Consider the following 23747-nt stretch of genomic DNA (forward strand, 5'->3'; position numbering starts at 1 on the left):
AGGGCCTGAAAGAGAAAGTCCAGCTTATCCGTCTGGCTGCGGATTCCCCGGATAAAGTCGGTGCGCTCCGCCTCGGTCATAGGCTTTTCCAGCAGGGTGTCCGTCGCCATTTTCAGATTGCTTACCGGCGTTTTCACTTGATGGGAAATATCCGATACAAGGGTCTGCAACTCCTGCCGTTCCTCGTCCACCCGGCGGCGGTTCTCCTGCATGATCTGGTAAAGCCTTGCCAACCGGTGTCCGATTCTGGCAAGCTGGGTTTCGCTGTCCTCTGGCCGCTGGGGTGCTTCATTTCCGGCGATCATGTGGTCTAAAGTCTGGCACAGGTTAGCGGTAAACTGCGACAGCCGCTTTCCAAACGCCTGCGTCAGTACAAAAATCCCCACAAGGGCGCACAGTAGCAGCGCCCCGCCAGTCAGCAGCACCGCCGTCTGTTTTGTCACAAGAAACAGGGCTATGGTGATCCCGGACATGGAAAGGACAAGTCCTATTGCCACCCGGCTAAACAGCCGCTTTACCGATAGGTTTTGAAACTTCATTTTGCCTCGCCTCCCGTCCATTGATAACCCATGCCGTAAACGGTCTTGATGTAGGGCGCGCCGCCGTCGGATTCGATCTTGCTGCGAATTCGGCTAATGGAGGTTGTCAGGGTGTGTTCGTCTACAAACCTTTCGTCTATATCCCACAGCTTTTCCAAAAGCTGCCCACGGGTCAGCACTTGCCGGGGATTTTTACGGAACAGATTCAGCATTTTATATTCCATCAGGGATAGGGTCAGGGGCTTGCCGTTTAAGGAAGCCGTCTGCTCCGAGAAGTCCAGAAACAGCCGCCCGTCGTCGTAAATGTCCTTGGCCGGTTTGTGATGTTCCAGCATGGCGAACATGGCTTTGATTTTCCGCTGCAAGGCCCCGATCACAAAGGGCTTTGTGATGTAGTCCACCGCGCCCACCTCATAGCCCCGTATCTGGTCACTCTCCTGATCGTTGGCGGTCAGGAAAATTACGATGGTGTCCGGGTACTGGGGCTTTATCAGCTTGCACAGCTCAAACCCATTCCCGTCCGGCAGGTTGATGTCCAGCAGCACCAGATCAAATTCCCGCTGGCGGATGGCGTCGGCTGCGGTTCTGGCATTTAGGGCAGAAGTCACGCCGTAGCCGTCTGCGGTCAGGTTATAGGCCAACATCTTATTCAAAAAACTGTCGTCCTCGACAATTAAAATCTGCTTCATATCCTCACTTCCTTTTCTTTTTGCAAATAGTATAACAGGCAAATGTCCGAGAATTGTTACAAGGACAAATATATTTATCATTTTACAGCTTTTTTCTGTGTACTGCAATTTTATAAAAGAAAGGACAGCAGTATCAAATTGCTGTCCTTGCGGTTTATTATAGCTGGTAGTGTATAAGCGTGGGTTCATCATATTTGGTGTGGTATCTTTAACTATGGGAAACTCCCTTTTCCCATTTATTTACCGCTGGAGTAGAAACACCCAGATAATTTGCCACCTGTTCTTGTGTTAATCCCGCAGTTTTTCGATAGTTTTTTATCTGCTCACCAATACGCATTGTTCACACCTCCTGTCCTTATTTCCATTATAGCGTTCCCAATACATGTTTACAATTGAGCCTTTGTTTACTTATTACTTTCTTTTTTTAACTTTCAATTAATTTTCTCTAATATTTATATCATCAGCAACAAACTGCCCACAAGTTTAAGAACGGGCTACTAACCCTCAAACGACAGTGTATTACATTGCATCAACTAAACCAACCTTGTTATCCTGAATCACCACTCCTTCATCTTCGCTTCATGCCTATTTTTCATAATTTGCAACTGGTATATAATGACAGGGATTAGAAAAATCACAGCAACTATGCCTAAAATAACAGACCGATTTACAGTAGCAAATACCGCGAGCATAAGCATTAATAAAAGCCAGGGATTTCGCAAATTACTGTAATAATTTGCCCTATCTTCATAGGACGTATGAAGGTCAAAAGGTTTTCCATCATTTTCTTTTTCTACAATCAGCAATTCCCTGTTAAATGTTGTAGTGTTTGTTGCAACACGACCGCCAATTTCAGCCCACGGACGCCAGCGAACTTTACCAACAGAATAATTAAGATTGATATTTTTATAGAATACGGAATATCCCATTTCTTCCAAGAAATCATGGTAATCTTCAGCATTAGCTTTTGATTTTTGTCCTATAAACTCCACGCAATATTGAACTTGACCTGGCTTACATTTTTCAAATTCATAGAGTAATTTTCCCGTTCGAATAAGGCGATAACCTTTTTCAGCCATCTTATTCAGCCAGTTTTTCTGTACCGTTAATAGCCCACCAAAAAAACGATAACACTTTTTGCTCATAGTGTACCTCCTACAATTCCGCTTGCAATACCTACAAGTTCACGAAGTCTGATAAGTTCTTTTTCAGCTATCTCCTTTCCTTTTACAGTGATAAGATACTCTTTTTTTCTACCTTCACTATCTCCGAAAAGCTCAATCCATCCCTTTTCCAGCATTGAATTTAATGCACCATATAAAGTGCCTGCTCCCAATGAAAGCCGCCCACCTGTTTTTTCTTCAATGAACTGCATGACAGCATATCCGTGTTTAGGTGAATAGAGTGAAAGCAAAATATAGAATGTCACTTCTGTGAGTGCACCACTTTTCACATTATCCCTCATGGCATTCCCTCCTTATTACGGTTACTGTAATAACTATATCAGTAACCGTAATAAAAATCAAGAGATGTGAAATAAATCTTAATAAGCCGGATAGTATTATGCTTTTCCTGTTCAGTCCTTTACAAACAATACTTATATATAAAGTATTTCTCTCAACACCATTTCTTCTGCACTAGCTTTTATATTATTCATCAGTCTAACCCACTTCGTCCGATTCTGTACCTTTAATTCTTCAGTTACGCCCTGTTTTTCTGCCATCTGTTCCATAAGCATTTCCACCTGCTCTCTGCTCTCCTGATCAATTTGATTCAGGTGTTCCGTCAGCTTTCCAGTCAACAACAAATATTGATATTTTGCTAATCTGTGTTCCTTCAGAAACTGTTTCCTCAGCATTCCATATTTCCCATATATCGGTTCTTCTTCATTCAATACCAAATCCGGCAAATAATAATCTCCATGCAAAGTATAGCTTAATCCGTTCTTTTCATCATAAATGTGTGTTTCCATAATCTTATCTCTCCATTTCTCTGTTTTTTGATTTAGTTTTCTTACGCTGCTGATTCTCCATCTCGCTTTTTTTCATTCCCCATGCCAATCTTTCATGAATATTTCCCTTCGGCATTTGTTCCATCCGTCGCTTTTCTTCCAGGACTTTCTCGTTTTGAATATCCTGCTGTACTGCTGTATCTACAGTTTCTATTCCAAGAACACGCACAACACGATCATACCTATCAGAAACACCTTGTAATATATCTTTTTCTTCTGACAATTTCTGATTATCTTTACGTATATCATCCAGTTCTCTCTGAATAGCATTATATTTTTGTTTCACCTTTTGATATTTTCTCTTCCAACCTTCCACCTCTTTCGTGAGTTCTTTAACCTGAGCCGCCATTACAGCAACCTTATTCTTTATTTGAAGAAACAGTGGTTTAATTTTTTTATCTCGATAGGTTACTGCCCGTTCTAGCGTGCCCGCCTCCGGCAGTAACATTTTAACCGTTCCATATTCTTTGATTTCTTTGCTCACACTATCCATAATCGGTTGTAGCTGTTCTCTGCGATCTTCCAGGCTTTTTAGTTCTTTTTCTGCGCTCCCTGCCTTTTGTTCTGCTTCTTGCTTCGCCTTGATTGCCTGTTCCTTATCGTCTTTTAAATTCTGGATATCTGCTCTGGATTCTGCAATTTGTGCTGTTAATTCTTCTTTTTCAGCAGTTAGATGCTCTTTCTCCTGCTCCAATTCCTGTACTTCCTTTTTCCGTTCTTTTTTCTTGAAGTTATAGACATCCAGATGTTCCTCATGAGTACCTTTCTGTTCCCATTCAATTCCATACTGCTTTGCAGTCTCTGCCAGAACTTCTTTTTCATGATTTATCCACTGATTCAGTTCCGTATCATGCTTATTTCCACCTTGAAATCCAAGACTTTTTAATGCCTGTTTCAGTGAAACTCTGGTATCCATTCCTTTTCCTTTCCAGTCCGTCACATAAGGAATAAAGTCAATATGGAGATGTGGAGTAGCCTCATCCTGATGCAGATAGCAACTAAATACCCGAAGTGTCGGATTCCGTTTCTGGAAATCTTTTACATACTCATCCAGTACGTTTACAGCCAGATCTCCTGCTTCTGTTCCAACAGCCATATCTTCTCGGTTTCCAATCTGGAAAATCACTTCATGGAACAACTTTTCCTGTTTTCCTTGGCGAATCTTTTCATAATAATTTGTAATCTGCCGATCTTTTCTTTTCCCGACATTATACCGTTCTACAGCTTCATCAAACAGCTCTTTATAGACTTCTTTCAGATTCTCATTCCGGTAACAAATATTTAATTGCACTCTGTCTGGATCAACATTTTCTGCTATAAAATCTCGTCTGTTATGAGCCAGAGACCCTGTCCCGATCATACCACTGATTGTTCGTTTCATCGTCATATTCCTCACCCCGCTTTCTAAAACCAGTGCCAGACATGGCACATAAATTTGTATCTTTGCCAGCTATAGTATAAAAAGAAATATTCGCCGGATACGGCGGTTTTGTTACTTTTGTCAAAAGTAACGCAAAAGCACTTTCGACAGCCGTACCGTCCATCAAAAGTACCCTTGCGCCCTCCGGGGGTACAGAGACCTTTACTCCGGTATCCTTGCCCGAATATATTCCAAATCACCACAATACGGTGTCCCTACAAGATACCATTCTCTTGCAGGATTCATTTCCATTCTGGTCTGAACCCATTCATCATCAAGCAACACTTCCAGGTATTCTCCACAGTGAAATCCTGTATCAATCCATAGATCTGATGATAATAATCCATATCTTTTGTTATAACTGTTATATCCTAATCTTCCTTCTCTCATTGTGCCAATCTCCTTTCATCTACCGTTTCCGCAGGGGCGCCCTGAATCAGGGCTCCCTTTTGAAAATTCTCTTCTACGCCAGTCAACTCCCGACTACACCTTACCAACATTCTCCTTATCTGCTATCTACAGGTGCGTGACACGCTCCTGTAATAAAGTGTTCAGAAAGAACCTTTACCATCGAAAGTTCTCCGGTATTCCCCGTCTGTCCAGATATTCCTGCCGGAACTTTTCTCTTTCTTCTTCCGTTGGTGCTGTTTTGGATTTGCTGTATACTTCACGATTCACCATTGCATCCAGTTTTTTCTCCAATCCCAACCGGATTATTTCTTCACCATCGTAGTTATCCATCAAAAAATATTGCAAGAGCTGAAAGAATAACTCGTATGGAATCTGTACACTTTTATTTTGCATCTGTTCTCCTTTCAAGGTAGCAAGATTCCCTCTTCTTAAGAAATGGTAATCTTGCCATCTTCCATTTTTATTCTGGCAACATCCAATACCATTGCTTTCCACGTTTTACGGAATCAATTTCAAGTTCCCGTTTGGCGTTCCATAGCGTTTTACTTTTGATTCCTCTGGCTTCTGCTTCTTCTGCAATTTTCTTCTGAGTCATTCCTCCATTTGCCAGTATCTCAAGGAGAAATTCTTTTGCTTTCCGACTTTTCTGTCCTCTTCCGTCTCCATTAAGAAGTTCATCGGCACTGATATCATATTCTCCAATCCATTCAAACCCATTATTCTTATCCAGTCTGAATGCAATGGACGTTCCTTCCGGTGCAAGAGAACTCTTCGTATGACATACCACTCTTACTTCCGGTTCATCTTTCACTCGCCCGACAATCAAAACACTTCTTGCAGCAGCCTGAAAATCAATGGAGCCAAGTCCTCGATAAGAAGATTTGCCGTTGCTGTTTTTGTTCATATGACCGATTAAAATGACTGCACAGTGATATTTTTCTGACAGCACTGCGATACGCTTCATCAGTGGTCTGATCTCATTTGCCCTGTGCATATCTACGTCCGCTCCCAGAAAGCCCTGTATCGGATCAAGAACAACCATTTTTGCTTTTGTCTGCACGATTGCTTCTTCCAATCTGACATCTGCCATTGTCAGTGGCTGGTCACTGTCATCAATCACCAGCACCTTTGAACAATCTGCACCTGCAGCAAGTAATCTGGGTTTGATAGTATCTCCAAGTCCATCTTCTGCTGTCTGATAGATTACATTTACAGGTGACACAGAAGACTGTTCCTGCATATTATCTTCAGCATCTAAATCTTCATTCTCACTATCGACTTCATCACTTCGTTTTTCTTTTGTTTTCGTTGTATCAGTAACAGGAAGAATCGGCTCTCCTCTGGTCAGTTTTGCAATAATCTGAAGTACCATCGTTGTCTTGCCTTCTCCTGGATCTCCCTGTATAATGGTCACTTTTCCATAAGGAATAAACGGATAAAGCAGCCATTCTACCTGTTCCACCTCTACTGAATCCATATTGATCAGTTTCAGTTTTGGTTCTATTCTACAATTCTCAATTTTATTTTTTTCATTCATATTCATTCCATCATCTCCTCCTGCCCTTCCGGGCAAGTCTCTGATGAACAGATATTCGGGAATTGTCGTATTTCCCGATTCGTGATATACTGAATCTGCCAAGATGGTATATCAGTGAATCTGATTATCAGAGAACTTGCTCAGATTATTTATCTGGGCTTTTTCTTTTGCCTTTTCAACATTCATCTCTTTCTTCTCCCAATCCGGTAACAGCATTTCCATTTTCATTATCCAGAAGATTTGCAATCTTTCTCTGCTGATTTGGATAAAGATGTCCATAAGTGTTCAATGTGATACGAATATCTTTATGACCTAATCTGTCCCGAATCAATAACGGTTCCACACCTTTCTCAATAAGATAAGCCACATGGCTGTGCCTGATATCATGCACTCGAATTTTCTTCACTCCTGCCAGCTCAATCTGCCGTTTCATCTTATGCTGTACCGCTTCCTGAACAACCGGAAATAATCTTTCTGTATCCGGCATTCCGTAATGACCATCTACAAATTCCTTAATTTCCTCTTTCAGAAATTCCGGAATTTCGATTGTCCGAAAGGACTGTTTTGTTTTCGGTTCTGTGATAATATCCTGCATTCCTGTCCGGTAATAAGTCTTATTGATACTAAGCTGATTCTTTTCAAAATTGATATCAGCTTTTGTAATCGCAAGCAGCTCCCCGATCCTGCATCCAGTCCAGAACAGCATCTCAAACATAAGATAATATCTTGTTCCCGGCTCCATTGTCTGTATAAACTGTTTGTACTCGTCCAGTGTCCAGAAGTTCAAACTTCTTGAATCTGAATTTCCCATTCGTTTCACTTTCTTGCATGGATTAACCGGCAAGTCATAGATTTTAGCTGCATGTGTAAACAGACTGGTCAACTGATTCTGAATCATTCTCAGATAAGAATCTGAATAGCCTTTTTTCTGAATTTCATTCTGCCACTGAATAATCTGTGAAGCCTTGATTTCACTCATCATCTGATTTCCGAAGTATGGAACGATATGCTGTTGCATCATATATCTTTTATTTTTGATTGTTCGATCTTTCAGATCATTTTGTTTGTCTGAAAAATAAATCTCAATAAAATCGCTCAGCTTCATATCCATACTTCGCTCATTGCTCAACTTTTTGCTTCGTTCAAACTCCAATGCTTCTCGCTTTGTTTCAAATCCACGCTTTCTGCGTTTTTTCTTCTCACCCATGACATTTGTCTCAAACCACTGGGCTGTCCATTTTTTTGTGTCTTTTTCTCTGTAAGCCATATTGATCCTCCCTAATTTCCTGCTATTTCATAGCCATACATCTTTTTTGCCCAAAACGCCTTTGGTATTCTGCCAGCCATCGTAATATATCCCTGTGCAGATAATTCTTTATTCATAGCTTTCACCAGTTTATAGGCATGAGATTTTGAGCAGTTTAATTCCTGTGCCACTTCATCAGCACTCATCATATAATTGTAACTTGCCATATTGCCTCCTCCTTTCCTCTCCAGATATAGAATACGTTTACTGTATTTCTATATCTGTACGATTTTCGTAAATTAATAATATCATGTATTTCTATCGTTGTCAATATTTCGTAAATACATTTTTACGAACTTCGTACACTATTTTTTCTTTATTTTATTCCACGTCTGTGTTATGATATTTTATAGATTTATGTTTTTCGTAATTTTCTAATATATGAAAAAGGAGGATTCTATGGGTGACGGTAAAAATTTAAAGAAATATCTTGATGAAAAAGGCACAAATGTCCGCAAAATTGCAAAGGCAACCGGAATCAGTGCTACAACCTTATATTCAATTATTCAAAAAGATTCCAATATTCGATTTGATTTTGCATTAAGACTTGCGAATGAATTGCAAATTGATGTGAATGAGATATGTTCTGCCAGTCCATTTTCTGGCACAATTAAGGAAGAAGAGATTTATCCTACACTTCCAGACGGTTTGAACGGAGCATTAGATGCAAGTCGTGTAAAGACTTACTTAAAAAATTCCATGTATCCGCTGATGTACCTTTTCGGTAAGAACAGTATGCCTGATGTAGATAATCTGCTTACATCATTCTATCAGCTTGATGATGAAGCCAGACAAGAGGTTGTGGAAACAATACGTCTGAAGCTGCAATATCATCGTGATCCGGAACGTGCTGAACAGATCAAACAGATCAAAGGCTGGTAAAAAAATTACTCCTGTGAATAGCAAACATTCGCAGGAGTTTCTTTTTGGCACCGTTTTGGCACCGCTAGCCTTATTTTTCAATTTTAAATTTATCCGTATTTCATCTTGCTGATAAATATTTCACTGTTTCTAATCTGATAAATTTACGAACAATTCTTTTCTTAGAGTACAGAAAAACCCCGGAAACCTTGCGGTTCCGGGGTATCTTACGTTTGGACACAACGTTATCTTGCGATAACAAATCTATTTTCAGATTGTATTACTCGATGATTGTAGCAACACGACCTGATCCTACAGTACGTCCACCTTCACGGATAGCGAATGTAAGACCCTGGCTCATAGCGATCGGATGAATCAGCTCGATTGTCATCTCGATGTTATCTCCAGGCATGCACATCTCTGTTCCCTCTGGAAGGTTGCAAACACCTGTTACGTCTGTTGTTCTGAAGTAGAACTGCGGACGATAGTTGTTGAAGAATGGTGTATGACGGCCACCCTCGTCTTTAGTCAGAACGTAAACCTGAGCTGTGAATTTTGTATGGCATGTAAGTGTTCCTGGTTTAGCAAGAACCTGTCCACGCTCGATCTCGTTTCTCTGAACACCACGAAGAAGTGCTCCGATGTTATCACCAGCCTGAGCCTCATCAAGAAGTTTACGGAACATCTCGATACCAGTTACAACAACTTTACGAGTCTCCTCTTTGATACCAACGATCTCAACCTCATCAGATACGTGAAGAACACCAGCCTCAACTCTACCAGTTGCAACTGTACCACGTCCTGTGATGGAGAATACGTCCTCTACAGGCATTACGAACGGTTTATCTGTGTCACGCTGTGGGTCCGGAATGTAGCTGTCAACAGCATCCATAAGCTCCATGATCTTATCTCCCCATGGGCCAGCCGGATCCTCAAGAGCTTTAAGAGCAGAACCCTGGATAACCGGGAGGTCATCTCCTGGGAAGTCATACTCGGAAAGAAGCTCACGAATCTCCATCTCTACGAGCTCAAGAAGCTCCTCATCGTCTACCATATCACATTTGTTCATGAATACAACGATGTAAGGAACACCTACCTGACGAGCAAGAAGAACGTGCTCTTTTGTCTGAGCCATAACACCGTCTGTAGCAGCAACAACAAGGATAGCACCATCCATCTGAGCTGCACCTGTGATCATGTTCTTAACGTAGTCAGCATGTCCTGGGCAGTCAACGTGTGCGTAATGTCTCTTCTCTGTCTGATACTCAACGTGAGCTGTAGAAATTGTGATACCACGCTCTCTTTCCTCTGGAGCTTTATCGATATCCTCAAAGTTCTCTACTACGTTTCCTGGAACTCTCTCAGCAAGAACTTTAGTGATAGCTGCTGTTAAAGTTGTTTTACCATGGTCAACGTGTCCGATGGTACCAATGTTACAATGCGGTTTTGTTCTCTCAAACTTAGCCTTTGCCATTTTAAAATGTCCTCCTTAAAAAACTTGACTCTGTAATTAGAGCATTTTTTCAGATTTAAACTTGCTAACCTTGATTATATTGCAAACCAAGGTTATTTGCAAGCATTTTATTTATTTATAGTGGATCAGTCTTTCTTAGAAAGAATCTTCTCCTGTACAGACTTCGGAACCTGCTCATATTTCTCGAAGAACATAGAGTAGTTACCACGTCCCTGTGTTCTGGAACGAAGGTCTGTAGCATATCCGAACATCTCGGAAAGCGGAACATATCCACGGATCATCTTACCGCCACCGATATCTTCCATACCCTCGATACGTCCACGACGGGAGTTGATATCACCGATAACGTCACCCATGTAATCCTCTGGTGTAGTAACTTCGACCTTCATGATTGGCTCAAGAAGAACCGGAGCTGCTTTCTGCATAGCATCCTTGAATGCAAGAGAACCTGCAATGTGGAATGCCATCTCAGAAGAATCGACTTCATGGTAAGAACCATCGTATACATTCGCATGTACACCAACTACCGGGAATCCTCCGAGGATACCAGCTTTCATAGCTTCCTCGATACCTTCGCCAACTGCCGGGATGTATTCCTTCGGAATAGCACCACCAACAACTGTAGACTCGAACTTGTACAGCTCTTCTCCGTTGGCATCCATAGGCTCGAATTTAACTTTACAGTGACCATACTGTCCACGACCACCAGACTGTTTTGCATACTTGCTGTCTACATCAACAGGTTTGGTGATTGTCTCTTTGTAAGCAACCTGAGGTGCACCAACGTTTGCCTCAACCTTGAACTCACGAAGAAGACGGTCAACGATGATATCAAGGTGAAGCTCACCCATACCAGCGATGATGGTCTGTCCTGTTTCCTGATCTGTATGAGCACGGAATGTCGGGTCCTCCTCAGCAAGCTTAGCAAGTGCCTCACCAAGTTTGCCCTGTCCAGCTTTTGTCTTAGGCTCGATAGCGAGCTCGATAACTGGCTCTGGGAACTCCATGGACTCAAGGATTACCGGATGCTGCTCGTCACAGATTGTATCACCTGTTGTAGTGAATTTGAATCCGATTGCTGCAGCGATATCACCAGAGTAAACCTTATCCAGCTCCATACGTTTGTTAGCGTGCATCTGAAGGATACGTCCAACACGCTCTTTTTTATCTTTTGTGGCATTCAGTACATAAGAACCGGAGTTCATTGTTCCTGAATAAACACGGAAATAAGCAAGTTTTCCTACGAATGGGTCAGTCATAATCTTGAATGCAAGAGCGGAGAACGGCTCATCATCAGATGAATGTCTCTCAACTTCGTTGCCGTCAAGGTCAACACCCTTGATAGCCGGGATATCTGTAGGAGCCGGCATGTACTCAAGGATTGCATCCAGAAGTTTCTGAACACCTTTGTTTCTGTAAGCGGAACCGCAGCAAACCGGTACTGCTGTACACTCACATGTAGCTTTTCTGAGGACAGCTTTCAGTCTGTCTACAGAAGGCTCATCTCCCTCAAGATACTCCATCATGAGGTCATCATCCAGCTCGCAGATCTTCTCGATCAGCTCTGTATGATAAAGCTCTGCATCTTCCTGCATATCCTCCGGGATATCAGTAATGGAGATGTCATCACCCTTCTCATCATTGTAGATGTATGCTTTCATCTCGAAAAGATCGATGATTCCTTTGAAGTCATCCTCTTTTCCGATTGGAAGCTGAAGGCAGATAGCGTTTTTACCAAGACGAGTCTTGATCTGCTCTACTGCACCGTAGAAGTTTGCACCAAGGATATCCATCTTGTTGATGAATGCCATACGAGGTACATTGTAGGTATCAGCCTGACGCCATACGTTCTCTGACTGCGGCTCAACACCACCCTTAGCACAGAAAACGCCAACAGCACCATCAAGTACACGAAGAGAACGCTCAACCTCAACAGTGAAGTCTACGTGTCCTGGTGTATCAATGATGTTGATACGATGCTCAAGAGCACCTGGCTTTGGCTTGCAGTTCTCCTCAAGAGTCCAGTGACATGTTGTAGCAGCGGATGTGATTGTGATACCACGCTCCTGCTCCTGCTCCATCCAGTCCATTGTCGCTGTACCTTCATGAGTATCACCGATCTTGTAGTTAACTCCTGTATAATAAAGAATACGCTCTGTAAGAGTTGTTTTACCAGCATCGATATGCGCCATGATACCGATATTTCTGGTTCTCTCTAATGGATATTCTCTTCCTTCTTTTCCAGCCAATGAATTTTCCTCCTCGAATTAGAAGCGATAGTGAGCAAATGCTTTATTTGCCTCAGCCATCTTGTGCATGTCTTCTTTTCTCTTAACGGATGCACCTGTGTTGTTCATTGCGTCCAGAAGCTCATTAGCCAGTCTTTCTTCCATTGTCTTCTCGCCTCTCTTACGTGAGAACATTGTAAGCCAACGAAGAGCAAGTGCCTGACGTCTGTCTGCTCTTACCTCGATCGGAACCTGATAAGTAGCACCACCGATACGTCTTGCTTTTACCTCGAGAACTGGCATGATGTTGTTCATAGCCTCTTCAAATACTTCAATTGCTGGTTTACCAGCTTTTTCCTCTACTCTGGCAAATGCGCCGTATACAATTTTCTGAGCAACACCTTTCTTACCGTCTAACATGATGTTATTGATAAGTTTGGTAACCACTTTGTTATTGTACATCGGGTCAGCCAGAACGTCTCTTTTCTGAGTATGTCCTTTACGTGGCACGTTACTTCCCTCCTTAATCATATTGATTATATCATCGGTACTCACGCAGTAAAACTATTGCATGTTCGCACTGGTAAGGTCCTATATTTAACCCGCAACCGACAGGGTATATGGAATACCGTACAAATCCTTATAGTCTTCCGCTGTAATACATTAGATGAATAATATCTTTGTAATCCTCCTGATTATCTGCAATCAGGAAGCGGCGTAGATTTCTGATCTACTTAAATTATTTTTTAACTTTAGGTCTCTTAGCTCCGTATTTGGAACGAGCCTGTTTTCTGTTAGCGACACCTGCGGTATCAAGAGTACCTCTGATGATGTGGTATCTTGTACCAGGTAAGTCCTTAACTCTTCCTCCACGGATAAGAACAACGCTATGCTCCTGAAGGTTGTGACCCTCTCCTGGAATATAACTTGTTACCTCGATACCGTTGGAAAGACGAACTCTGGCGATCTTTCTAAGAGCTGAGTTAGGCTTTTTAGGAGTAGCTGTTTTAACAGCAGTACAAACACCACGTTTCTGTGGAGCAGCCTGATCAACTGCTTTCTTTCTTAAAGAGTTGTATGTTTTCTGCAGAGCCGGTGCTGTAGATTTCTTAACAGCTGTCTGACGGCCCTTTCTTACTAACTGGTTGAATGTTGGCATTCCATTTCACCTCCCGATTTATTTCTCCATGGGCTTTCCCATGGGGCCTTGCGGTTGCTATTTACAAATTACGGCATGCGAAAATATAACGTTTCATTCGCACGCTTGCTCATTATAGACCGTAAATACAGGGCTTGTCAAGGTGTTTTATGAAGAATTTTTGCTGATTTTACAGGGGTTTAACGTAGTTTTCTTCATAGATGTCACAACCTTGCCAAAATGACGGTTTTACTTCCAGGGTCTGTCCTTTTCTGTCCACCCATGTTCCTTCCAGTAAGCCACATCCACTTCATTCCAGCCACTTTTTACAAGCTTACGCATCACCTCGAAATATGTTTTGGTCTTCAGCCCCGGTTTTACATGGCCATAGTTCTTACGGATCTTTTCCGCCAGCTTATCGGTCGCTTTCTCAATCTCCGCCATCTTTTCCGGAGAAATCGATTTATAATTTATGGCATGAACGGCAGTACCGTACCTGTATATCTTTCCCATTCCCCAGAAAAACATACTGTCTGCCATATCTTTGTTGGTCCATTTCGTTCCGGCGCCTGCTGCGGTAGAAATACAGACTCCCTGTTTGGAAAACATATCCGGGTTTGGCCTGTGCAGCATCCACCGGTAGCCATAGTGATCCAGCCATGCTTTCATGGAACCGGTACAGTGATAAACATATACCGGACTTGTAAGAATGATCACATCTGCGCTGTCAATGGCATCTGTCAGCGGTTTCAGTTCTTTATAATATGGGCAAAGCTTCTCATCCTTCACAATACACTGATTACATCCAATGCAGAAATGCCCGAAATCTTTTGGCAGAAAAAACTCTGTCACTTCTCCGCCCAGCTTATCTGCCAGCATTTTTCCTATATGATAGGTAGAACCTTTATGATTCTGCCCGTTTATCATTGCAATCTTCATATTTTCCCCCTCCTCTTTTATTCTGCCTTTTTCTCAACTCAAAAGTATAACATTTCTTCTTATATGTATCTACTTTAAACCGGAAAGCGGTGTTTTCCCTTTCTCATACAGATAACCCAGACTATTCCCAGCATTCCTGCTATTAATATAGAAAGAACTGCTCCTTCTTTCAGCCCCGGAGTCTGATATTTCATAACAATCTTATGTGTTCCCGCAGAAAGCTTTACCCCTGTCATTCCCTGTATACTAAATGTTTCCGCTTTTTTTCCATCTACGGTAATTGTCATATTCGAATCGTAAAAACTGCTGAGCATAAGAATTCCATCCTCTTTTACAGATATGCTTCCTTTTCCATCGCTCAGATCCATCTGCTGTGAAGAAAGTTCCTTATAAATCTCATCCAGATCCGCTTCCTCATATGTGCCAAGAACTGCTTCCTGCATTCCTGTATCCGCAGTTACCCGGACTGTGGTATCTGTATCGTATGTACCAAGATCCAGAAAATTATTGTTCCAGTAATCCGATTTCTGTTCCTGACCCTGAATCGTCACCGTATCCGGCTCTGTTCCCGGAATATAGAGATAACCATGTTCTCCTTTTTTCAGGCGAATATTAAAAGCGGTTGTTCCGATTACACCCACTTCAGAACTTACCGTCTGCATTTTATACAGTCTTTTTCCCACAATGCCAGTTAACAGACGGTTCTGCACTTCCATGGGATTTGTTCCTTCCATAATATAATTCAGTACAGAACTGTCAACCATATACCCGATTTTTAATGCCCTGGAATTTTCATACAGATCAAAAGACTGGCTTTCTCCAATCTTTTCGTAGGTTGTATTGAGGGTTCTTGTATTCCTGCACAGAAGATACCGGATTCCAAGAAGCATATCCATCACCTCTGTAGTGCCTGCATACTGAAAACGGTTCTCCAGATTTTCAAATCCCATACTTTTTACAAAATTCCACATTTCTTCTGTATTGGTGGAAGAATACATGGATACTCCGTTCAGCTGATACAACATTTCTTCATTTCTTACAAGAGGATTCACAATGGCCACCCGGTAATCCACCTGATCCACTTTTTCAGCCTCCAGTAATCCACAAACTTCCTGCTCACTTTCCACATAAATATCACGGTTTGCGGTTCCATTATCTGTGATGCTGACAATTCCATGAATTCCTGTCTCAGCCAGAATCAGAACTGTAAGAATCCCGGCACAGATCTTTCGGATTTCCACACAGCCGAAAGAATGCTTTGAAAGTTTTCCACAAAAATAATTTTCCGTCCACAATGGAAGAAACATTCCTGCAAGAATTCCGTCTGTAAGAAGGATCTCTCCTGTTTTTCCGCTTCGGATCCCCACAACTGTACAAAATATTTCCGCTGCTGCCAGGCCTGCAAAAATCCTCTTTCTGCTCATATTCTCCACTTTTCCCCAGGCATCACAGGCCATTTTCAGGAACAGAAAAATCAGAATAAACGCAAAACGGTTAGGAATTCCTACCGGTTTATGCATTCCATGAAAAAGCAGATTCAGAGCAGTAATATGAAATCCCGCAAAATACAGGACAATCAATGCACCTGCCACAATTTTTTCCACTGCACGGATCTCTTTGTTAAAAAAATACATTCCTGCAAAAAGCAGTACTGCACAGCCACAATATAGATTTACGTCTCCCTGCTGGCTGGATTTTACAAAAGACAGGGAATCCTCCATCAATGCGCTCATCTGTTTCCAGATATCTCCGTAAACACCGGCAATTCCTGTGCCTGCTTCCTCTGCAGCTGCTGTTCTGGACACTGCCACAATACCCGGAATCAGTGTAATTCCCGCAAGACCTGCCGCTGCAACAGACGCACCGGAAAATTTCAGAATTGATAACCTGACTTTTTCCGGACGACGATTTGATTCCACTGTAATAAGATTTGACAGATAATAAAGACCGGAAAATGTACATAACATAAATCCCATATAATAACTGGTAAAAATACAAAATCCCAGCACCAGGCAGTAACACTTCCATTTCCCAATACAAACCAGTTGTTCAATCAGATATGCCAGAACCGGCAACAGTATTATGCAATCCAGCCACATCACGTTGCTGTAATATCCTATCAGGAAGTTGGACAACGCATACATACAGCCAAGAGAAACTGCCATACTTCCTCTGCCCGGATATTTTTTCCCGGAATACCAAGCCATAGACACACCGCAAAACCCTATTTTGACCAGAATTACAGTCGTTACCGCCTCGTTCACATACATGAATTTCATAAGCAAAAGTACCAGAATGCTGAATGGACTGCAAAGATAATAACAAAACAGGCCATAGAAATTATAGCCCATAGAATGAGTCGAATACGTCCACCCCAGACCTTTTTGCAACTGGTTCAAAAGTTCCTTATAAAAAGCAGTATACTGATGGACCCCATCTACCACAAGGGCCGAACTTTCTCCAAATGGATAAACACCTTTCAGCGCAAAACCGGCCCCAAAGATCATCACCGGAAATAGAAACGCCAGGATATAAACCCAGCATTTATTTCCTTTTTTATTATTCTGTTCTTTTACTGACAATATTTTCATTGCATTTTCCTCTTCTGCCATTTCTTTTCCGTCTGATTTTTTTCTGCTTATTATAAAGCACTTTATAATATATCATGTATTTGTGAAAATACTGCGAAAGTATAACAAAAGAAAAAGCTGCCACATCATTGGAGACACAGAAAACTCCGCTGATATGACAGCTTTTTCCGAAAGAATCCATGTACGCTGATCCACGGATTCCTTCATGGGTGTAATTATTAACTTTATGTGATAAGTTTTTTAGTTCCGGGCCTGTATAATATCGGATATTCACATATCCTGAGGTGGCTGTTTACAGGTTAAGAACTATTATGGCTATATGATAGCATGGCCATATACATTTGTAAAATTAATATTTAATGTTTATAATATAGAACTTATTTATAATCTATTTTTATAAAACGGTGTATCCTCTGGACTTCAGGCAGGCTCTCACTTCCATGGTGTCCTCGGTATGGAAAACCATGATCGGCTTTCCGGAATCACGGTTAAAAGAGAGATACAGATAATCCACGCTTACGTTACTGTCCTTCAATGTAAGAAGCAGGTCATTCAGATTTCCGGTTTTATCCTCAACTTCCACCCCGATCACATCGATCACGTGACAGAGATAACCGGCAGCGATCAGTGCCTCTTTCGCCTTATCCGGATCAGAAACTACCATTCGCACGATTCCGTACTCTGCACTGTCGTTGGTAACTGACCCCAGAATGTTGATGTCCTCATTCTTCAGGATCCCGGTAATGTTCTGCATAACACCTTTTTTATTTTCTGCGTAGATGGATAACTGTTTCAGCATGATAAAATCCTCTCTTTCCTCTGTGATGTGTTTTGCTGTTTTATTATATGGTAAATCTTCGCACATCTTACCCGGTATGTCAACTGAAGTAATTCAGAGAATAACTCAGACATTTTTCACCGCATATGTGCATGCAGATATTTTTCCCTCGTAGCAAGTCCTCCCCGGATATGCCGCTCCTGCTTATTCACATCCAGTACCTTCCGAACTTCCATGGCAAGTACCGGATTGATCACTTTCAGCCGTTCCACACAATCCTTATGTTTGGTTGTCACTAATTAGAACGGTTTCATCTAAGCCTAAATCACCGAAGATTCGTAAGTAAATATCTACGTTACCATCCTTGTCTACTTCAATTTTCTGGATAATCCGTTTAAGCTGTGCATTGGTCATCTGGTGAACATCGGAAATATCTTCAATCTCTTTAAACGTGCGATTCAAGATTATTTCCAGTTGTTCACCTTTTGTCAGGTGATAAGCAACCATTTTCAACTCATTCTCCAGACGCTCGATTTCCTGTTTTGTGCCGCCGATTTTTTCATTCAGTTCCTCACGTGTAATGAGGTCATCGGTGTACATATCCATGTATTTCTGACGCATTTTTTGAAGCTTGTGAAGCTGTGCGTTCAATTCCTTTTCGTAATTCAGGTTCTCATCCTTGGCTTTGTAAACCCTCTGGAATTCGCCTGTTACGTGACGAATTACATTTTTCTTTGCTTTCAGCAGCTCGGAAAAGTATTCGGACAGAACTTCAATCAACTCTTCCTCGTCCACTGTCTGAGCATTCGGGCAGCTATCCGCCCCACGTCCATTATGACCGGAACATACCCAGCGAATATAAGTATTCTTATAAGTACGAACAGTTCGTCGAAATGACCAGCCACATTCCTTACATTTAATCAGAGTAGAAAACAAATACTTATTGCTCTGCCGTTCCTTTGTTAATTTAAAAGTCTTGCTTCTGCACTCCAAAATCTCCTGTGCCTTTTCATACATTTCCGGCTCAATAATCCGCAGTTCCGGACGTTCTGTTACCATCCACTCCGTCTCGTCTTTTTCCGTTCTCTGTCCAGTCAGGAAGTCAGCTACTTCCTGCTTGCCGTTGATAATTTTTCCGGTATAAAGTTCATTCGTTAAAATCCGGCACGTCGCATTCTGGCTCCACTGACAATTACGCTTTGTTCGGATACCTTTCGCATTCAGCATGTTTGCAATCTTGGCGGCACCATATCCTTCTTCGATATACCATTTATAAATCTGCCTGATAACAGCTGCTTCTTCCTCGTTGATTGCCAAATTAAAGTAATCTCCAATGGTTTTATCATATCCGTACACAATATTCGGAACTCGTCCTTTTTCAGCATTCATTTTCTTGCCGAATTTCACACGCTTTGAAGTATTGGCACTTTCTTCCTGCGCCAATGCACCGAAGATTGTCAGAACAAATTCACTGTTTCCCATGCTGGTCATGTTGGCCGTCAAAAACTGTGTCTCGATTCCTAATGCTTTCAGTTTGCGGACATTCTGCAGAAGGTCTACAGTATTTCTGGCAAAGCGAGAGATGTCCTTTACTACTACCATATCAAATAGTCCATGTTCAGCATCAGCCATCATGCGTAAAAATTCTTTTCGATTTTTTATTTTCGTGCCTGAAATACCCTCATCTGCATATAATCTAACTAAGTTGTCACCAGTACGCTGGGTGTACTCAGAGAAAAATTGCTTTTGAGCTTCCAGACTGTTGAGCTGATCAGCTTTATCAGTGGAGACACGACAATAAGCAGCTATATTCATATCTAATACCTTTCTGTTATATTTAAGTCGTTCTGTTACAACTTTATTGTACCATCTAAAATATAATTGTAAATAGCAAAATAAGGAATACCCTTTCTTCAGAATATTCCTTATATGCATTACTCTTCGATAAAAAAATTTTCTAACAATAGCATAATGGATTGTTCATCAACATTACCTGGTTCTTTTAAATTTTTTTTCTTTTTATTCAATAACAAATATGTATCTGTAAAAACATCTTGTATCGTCCCAAGGCATTTATCTTTTGCTAATTTAACCATCAACTCAAGAATTACACGATCCACATAGATATGCAAATGTTCTCCTAACATTTGTATTCGTTTATGGCTTTCCCCTGCATGAACAATAGCATTTCTAAGCCTATATAAGCGATAAAGATGCCATTCAATTCTTTGACAATACTTTTCGGAAAGATGCCATAATTTTTCGCGATTTTCTCTTTGCTCATATAAGTTATATATTTTATAACGTATATTGGGATAATACTTAAGCTCATTCGCAAAATAATCTTCTCGATATTTCTCATATTTTTCAAGAAATATAAAGCCTGCGATTTTACAAATCTCTTTATCGAATTCTGTTATATCTTTAAGCAACAAACTTACTTTTCGATTACCTAAATTATTTTTCAAATCGTCAAGTATATTAGAAAATATGCATTCGAAATAGTCATTTTGTAGAATGGAAACTATATTATCAGTAACGCTTTCAATTTTGGATTTTGAACTATCTGTAACACTTGCAACCTCCAACGCTGACCACAAATTAAGAAATGCATCATTTAAGTCTTGTTGATTTAATGCCGCATTATGCAAATCAACAATCTTATTAAGCTGAGAATAAGTTTCCTTTCCTTTTTCTTGGCATCCCAAAACAATTGTATCTATTTCAGTTTTAAAATTTTCTCGTGGCTCAGGCTTGATACTTTTATACCCAAACGCTTTTACGGGAAGAATTATTCCCTCTTGGGTATCTTGTCGAATTACCAATCCGTTTTTACCTATTACACTGATATTATCATTCAAAAAAACTTCTAAATATCTCAAAAAAATTTCTAATGCAGAATACGCTCGTTTCATTGCTGAATAATTATCATATGCCTTTGTTTCCATAATCCCTATAAAGGACTTTTGCTTTCTTTTAATCTGTTTAAAGCAACCATCATCTTCAAACGAAATATGCAATCTTTCATTTAACAACTTTTGATATGGCTTTAATTTTTCATAAAAAACAAAGTACACTTTGTATTTACCAATTTCAAAATCAAACCTATTCAAAAAAATCTGTGCTTTTTTTTCTGGATCATTTATACTTTCCTCAAATATATTTCTCAGGAATCTATATATATATTCCGATGAATATCCATGCCATAGCAAAAAAGCAAGCCAAGCACGAAGTCCTTTTTCAATTTCTGTTTTACGGTTTGATTCCGACAAATTTTCTTTCAAGTATTTACAACATATTTCATAGTACTTTTTCTTTGGTATCTTATTGAATATATAATGTACCGCTGTTCTTTGATCTTTATCTAAAAATTTTGCCATCTCTTCAATAACTTCATATTTATACAACTCTCGAACAATAACGTCTGTCATTAAACTCGACTTAATCTCTTTTGCAATTATATCTAATTGATATTGCTTAATACTCCCTTTCACCACATCTTTTTCAGTATCAACATATTCTTCTAATAATGTTTGTGTATTATGAACAGGCGCTTTAACAATATCATCTGAATAATGAAACAACATTTCTTGTAGTCTTTGAACAAAAAATAAATATCCATCCTTAGTAGATGTCCAATCTTGTGTAATATATTTCATTTTTCATCCCCCTCGCATTTTTGTAAATCAATCATTTTTTTATCAAGTACCACTTTGCATACCTATTAGTTCCTGTTGTAACAACAATTCCATCCTTTTTCATTGCCTGTAACAAATTAGAAACCTTCTTCGATTTCTGTTCATCGCTAAGTACTTCTGGCAATGCTTTTTCCAGTACTTCCATTAAATCTCTTTTGCTGGCTTCTCCCATTGACTGAAGTGCTTTTATAATTAACTGCTTGCAAATATCATCATCTAACCCTTTATTTCGAACATAAGCAGCTTTCTGTCCGACAATATCTGCCACCTTGAAAGATACAAAAACATTAGGATAACGTCCTTCCACAAGACCTTTTTTCTTCAAATCCTTAAAGCTTTCTTTAGAAACTACTTCCTGTTTCTGAACTTTATCCAACAAAAATACAGTTCTCATATCTAAATCTTCATTGGAATATAAAAGCTGAGTATAATTCTTATCCAATATCTTTCCGTACACAGTCACTGTAACTCTATTAATTGTGTTCAAATCATATGTCGGCAATGGGAAGCATTTATCACGCTGTATCTGATACATCATTGGTATTCCCATTGAATTTGTATCAATCATATACAGATTTACCATTGCGTTACACAAAAACACATTTCGATAATACGGTGGTTTATATCCCGGTTCCAGTGCTTGTTCAATAGTTTCTGGTATAAAAGCCCCCTCATTGATAAATACCAGTCTGTCCTCAAATTCCTCTACGTTGATTTTTCCACGCAAGCGATAGTCCTGATGAGCAATACAGTTATTAATAATCTCTTTGATCAGCTCTGGTTCATATTGATCTACTTCATCCGGAAACAAAGTCTGCTGTCCGGCAATATAGCGATACTTTACATTTCTGATCCTGGAATATACCTTATCCACTGCCATTAACATCGGTATATCAAAATGTTCATAAGCTTTTACCGAATTATCTGCATTATAAAGTGTCCAGGTAATTCTAGGAATAAAGCCATCAAAGAAATATTTAGCCTCACTTTTTCCTAATAACAATAACGCCGTTCTGGTTATTTTTCCTTTTATTGTAATACCAGCTTTATTTAAAACCTCAATATCAGACAGTTTCTTTAAAACTTCCTGTGCTTTTTTTCGATCACTCTGACGTTTTGAGAAAAGTTCTCTTGCTCTTTTAATCGCTTCTTCATCCAAATCTTCTATGGTAGCATCTTCTACAATTTCTTTTGACCAATCCATTCCTATCTGATTTCTAAGTAGATCTACTTTATTCATCGGAAGCGGCGATACAGATTCATGCTCTCTGGCATACGCTGCCCCTTGCCATGTTGTCGGAATCCCCCTAATAGCTGGAGGAATTTGAAATGCTATCACTCGACATTTTTCCATTGTCAGTTCGTATATCTCCAGAAATGTCAATCGTTCATTGGTTCCATTTACGATTTCCTTTTTCAAACTTTGCAGACTTCCCTGTTTCCGAAATTCCGTTCCTACATATCGTTTATCATCCGAAATTCCGAAAATCAGCCACGCCTCCTGTAATCCCCGAAGATTTGCTTCATTGCTAAGTGCAGAAAAATATTTACCAATGTCATTAAACGAATAATTTGTGCGTGCTTCTTTAAATTCTACAACTTCATTTTCAAAGGATTCTATCATGCGAACAATCTTTTCTTTTAATTGGCTATCCGTATATATCATATTCTTCCGCCTTTCAAAATTTTCTATGACTAAATTCTATGACTAATCTATGACTTTCTAGAACTAATTTTAACTGATTTTCAGACAGAACACAAGCAATAGCAAAAAAATAAAAGGCATCCCACGCGCTACGCAGGACACCCTCCATCATGTTTTGGTTCATTGGGAAGCTCATCCGCTGCTTCTTGTATTGCCTGTTCCACCTTACTTGCATTTGCTTCAATCAATATCTTTAACAGATAGTCGGCGGTTACTTCCGCAGTGTTTGGATTATGGAATCGATAATTAAGTTTTCTCTTTTTCATAGCGGAATTCCCACCTCCTCCCGTATATCCTTGTCCATAACTATGAAAATGTTCTTTGAAATAGTCCTGCTAAATGTCATTCCTGTTCAACTTAAATAGATGCCAGTCAAAGGGGCATCCCTGTTGTAAACCACCGCTGTAAACAAACTCCAAAAA

Annotated in this window: 23 protein-coding genes and 2 pseudogenes; 1 reads left to right on the top strand and 24 read right to left on the bottom strand. The window is 40.3% G+C overall.

The features are described from left to right. The 12 genes and pseudogenes from GPK88_RS03050 to GPK88_RS03105 form a co-directional block, all read right to left on the bottom strand. Positions 1–539 (bottom strand): histidine kinase dimerization/phospho-acceptor domain-containing protein (locus GPK88_RS03050; protein ID WP_330626531.1); only part of this gene is annotated, 539 nt, incomplete at its 3' end. Continuing rightward, complete coding sequence (locus GPK88_RS03055) at positions 536–1228, bottom strand: response regulator transcription factor (protein WP_064786815.1); 693 nt, start codon at positions 1226–1228, stop codon at positions 536–538. The genes GPK88_RS03055 and GPK88_RS03050, both read right to left, overlap by 4 nt. Positions 1229–1445: 217 nt before the next feature. Next, positions 1446–1565, bottom strand: a pseudogene (relB, locus tag GPK88_RS03060) (type II toxin-antitoxin system RelB family anti-toxin); the annotation flags it as partial. Positions 1566–1785: 220 nt separating this feature from the next. Next, entirely contained in the window at positions 1786–2373 is a 588-nt protein-coding gene (locus GPK88_RS03065) for a DUF2812 domain-containing protein (protein ID WP_004850578.1), read from the bottom strand. Continuing rightward, a complete protein-coding gene (locus GPK88_RS03070) occupies positions 2370–2693 on the bottom strand; it encodes a PadR family transcriptional regulator (RefSeq protein ID WP_004850579.1) in 324 nt (107 codons plus the stop codon). Before GPK88_RS03070 ends, GPK88_RS03065 begins: the two co-directional genes overlap by 4 nt. Before the next feature lie 132 nt (positions 2694–2825). Further along, the gene (locus tag GPK88_RS03075) at positions 2826–3200 is read right to left on the bottom strand and encodes a TnpV protein (RefSeq protein ID WP_004850581.1); all 375 of its coding nucleotides are present in this window, start codon (positions 3198–3200) and stop codon (positions 2826–2828) included. 4 nt (positions 3201–3204) lie between these two features. Then, positions 3205–4620, bottom strand: coding sequence for a plasmid recombination protein (locus tag GPK88_RS03080; protein WP_015541741.1), 1416 nt, complete (start codon positions 4618–4620; stop codon positions 3205–3207). Between the two features lie 201 nt (positions 4621–4821). Further along, positions 4822–5049 carry a DUF5348 domain-containing protein gene (locus tag GPK88_RS03085; protein ID WP_004850585.1) on the bottom strand — a complete coding sequence of 76 codons (228 nt, stop codon included), beginning with the start codon at positions 5047–5049 and terminating at the stop codon, positions 4822–4824. 174 nt (positions 5050–5223) lie between these two features. Then, positions 5224–5463: a hypothetical protein gene (locus GPK88_RS03090; RefSeq protein WP_004850590.1), complete on the bottom strand. Its 240-nt coding sequence runs from the start codon at positions 5461–5463 to the stop codon at positions 5224–5226. 67 nt (positions 5464–5530) lie between these two features. Beyond that, positions 5531–6613, bottom strand: coding sequence for an AAA family ATPase (locus GPK88_RS03095; RefSeq protein WP_055247529.1), 1083 nt, complete (start codon positions 6611–6613; stop codon positions 5531–5533). 169 nt (positions 6614–6782) lie between these two features. Beyond that, positions 6783–7874, bottom strand: coding sequence for a site-specific integrase (locus tag GPK88_RS03100; RefSeq protein WP_004850597.1), 1092 nt, complete (start codon positions 7872–7874; stop codon positions 6783–6785). Positions 7875–7885: 11 nt separating this feature from the next. Then, complete coding sequence (locus GPK88_RS03105) at positions 7886–8080, bottom strand: MerR family transcriptional regulator (protein ID WP_004850599.1); 195 nt, start codon at positions 8078–8080, stop codon at positions 7886–7888. 232 nt (positions 8081–8312) lie between these two features. On the opposite strand from GPK88_RS03105, the gene GPK88_RS03110 reads away from it, so the two are divergent. After that, positions 8313–8795, top strand: a complete 483-nt coding sequence (locus tag GPK88_RS03110) for a helix-turn-helix domain-containing protein (RefSeq protein ID WP_015541737.1) — start codon at positions 8313–8315, stop codon at positions 8793–8795. Positions 8796–9054: 259 nt separating this feature from the next. Here GPK88_RS03110 and tuf read toward each other — a convergent pair whose 3' ends face one another. From tuf to GPK88_RS03170, 12 genes and pseudogenes are all read right to left on the bottom strand, one after another. Continuing rightward, complete coding sequence (gene tuf, locus GPK88_RS03115; RefSeq protein ID WP_148445471.1) at positions 9055–10248, bottom strand: elongation factor Tu; 1194 nt, start codon at positions 10246–10248, stop codon at positions 9055–9057. 125 nt (positions 10249–10373) lie between these two features. Beyond that, positions 10374–12497 (bottom strand): elongation factor G, encoded by a 2124-nt coding sequence (gene fusA, locus GPK88_RS03120; RefSeq protein ID WP_256442543.1) that lies wholly within the window; start codon positions 12495–12497, stop codon positions 10374–10376. A gap of 18 nt (positions 12498–12515) precedes the next feature. Further along, complete coding sequence (rpsG, locus tag GPK88_RS03125; RefSeq protein WP_207660371.1) at positions 12516–12986, bottom strand: 30S ribosomal protein S7; 471 nt, start codon at positions 12984–12986, stop codon at positions 12516–12518. Between the two features lie 229 nt (positions 12987–13215). Further along, positions 13216–13635: a 30S ribosomal protein S12 gene (rpsL, locus tag GPK88_RS03130; protein ID WP_015526360.1), complete on the bottom strand. Its 420-nt coding sequence runs from the start codon at positions 13633–13635 to the stop codon at positions 13216–13218. 228 nt (positions 13636–13863) lie between these two features. Continuing rightward, positions 13864–14553, bottom strand: a complete 690-nt coding sequence (locus GPK88_RS03135) for a flavodoxin family protein (RefSeq protein ID WP_215707515.1) — start codon at positions 14551–14553, stop codon at positions 13864–13866. Between the two features lie 74 nt (positions 14554–14627). Then, on the bottom strand, positions 14628–17165 hold the full coding sequence (locus GPK88_RS03140) for a YfhO family protein (RefSeq protein WP_215707516.1): 2538 nt from the start codon (positions 17163–17165) through the stop codon (positions 14628–14630). A 373-nt stretch (positions 17166–17538) separates the two neighbouring features. After that, positions 17539–18009, bottom strand: a complete 471-nt coding sequence (locus GPK88_RS03145; protein WP_330626532.1) for an ACT domain-containing protein — start codon at positions 18007–18009, stop codon at positions 17539–17541. 50 nt (positions 18010–18059) lie between these two features. Further along, a pseudogene (locus GPK88_RS03150) lies at positions 18060–18215 on the bottom strand (sporulation transcriptional regulator SpoIIID); the annotation flags it as partial. Beyond that, the gene (locus GPK88_RS03155; RefSeq protein ID WP_118137600.1) at positions 18202–19737 is read right to left on the bottom strand and encodes a recombinase family protein; all 1536 of its coding nucleotides are present in this window, start codon (positions 19735–19737) and stop codon (positions 18202–18204) included. The gene GPK88_RS03155 and the pseudogene GPK88_RS03150, both read right to left, overlap by 14 nt. A gap of 119 nt (positions 19738–19856) precedes the next feature. Next, positions 19857–21581 carry a hypothetical protein gene (locus tag GPK88_RS03160; protein WP_215707518.1) on the bottom strand — a complete coding sequence of 575 codons (1725 nt, stop codon included), beginning with the start codon at positions 21579–21581 and terminating at the stop codon, positions 19857–19859. A gap of 31 nt (positions 21582–21612) precedes the next feature. Next, complete coding sequence (locus tag GPK88_RS03165; protein WP_022388874.1) at positions 21613–23286, bottom strand: DUF8451 domain-containing protein; 1674 nt, start codon at positions 23284–23286, stop codon at positions 21613–21615. A 128-nt stretch (positions 23287–23414) separates the two neighbouring features. Next, positions 23415–23591, bottom strand: coding sequence for a hypothetical protein (locus GPK88_RS03170; RefSeq protein WP_171030313.1), 177 nt, complete (start codon positions 23589–23591; stop codon positions 23415–23417). Between the last annotated feature and the right edge of the window lie 156 nt (positions 23592–23747).

It is taken from the genome of Blautia sp. MCC269, assembly GCF_018785655.1.
In the GTDB taxonomy this organism is placed as follows: domain Bacteria; phylum Bacillota; class Clostridia; order Lachnospirales; family Lachnospiraceae; genus Blautia_A.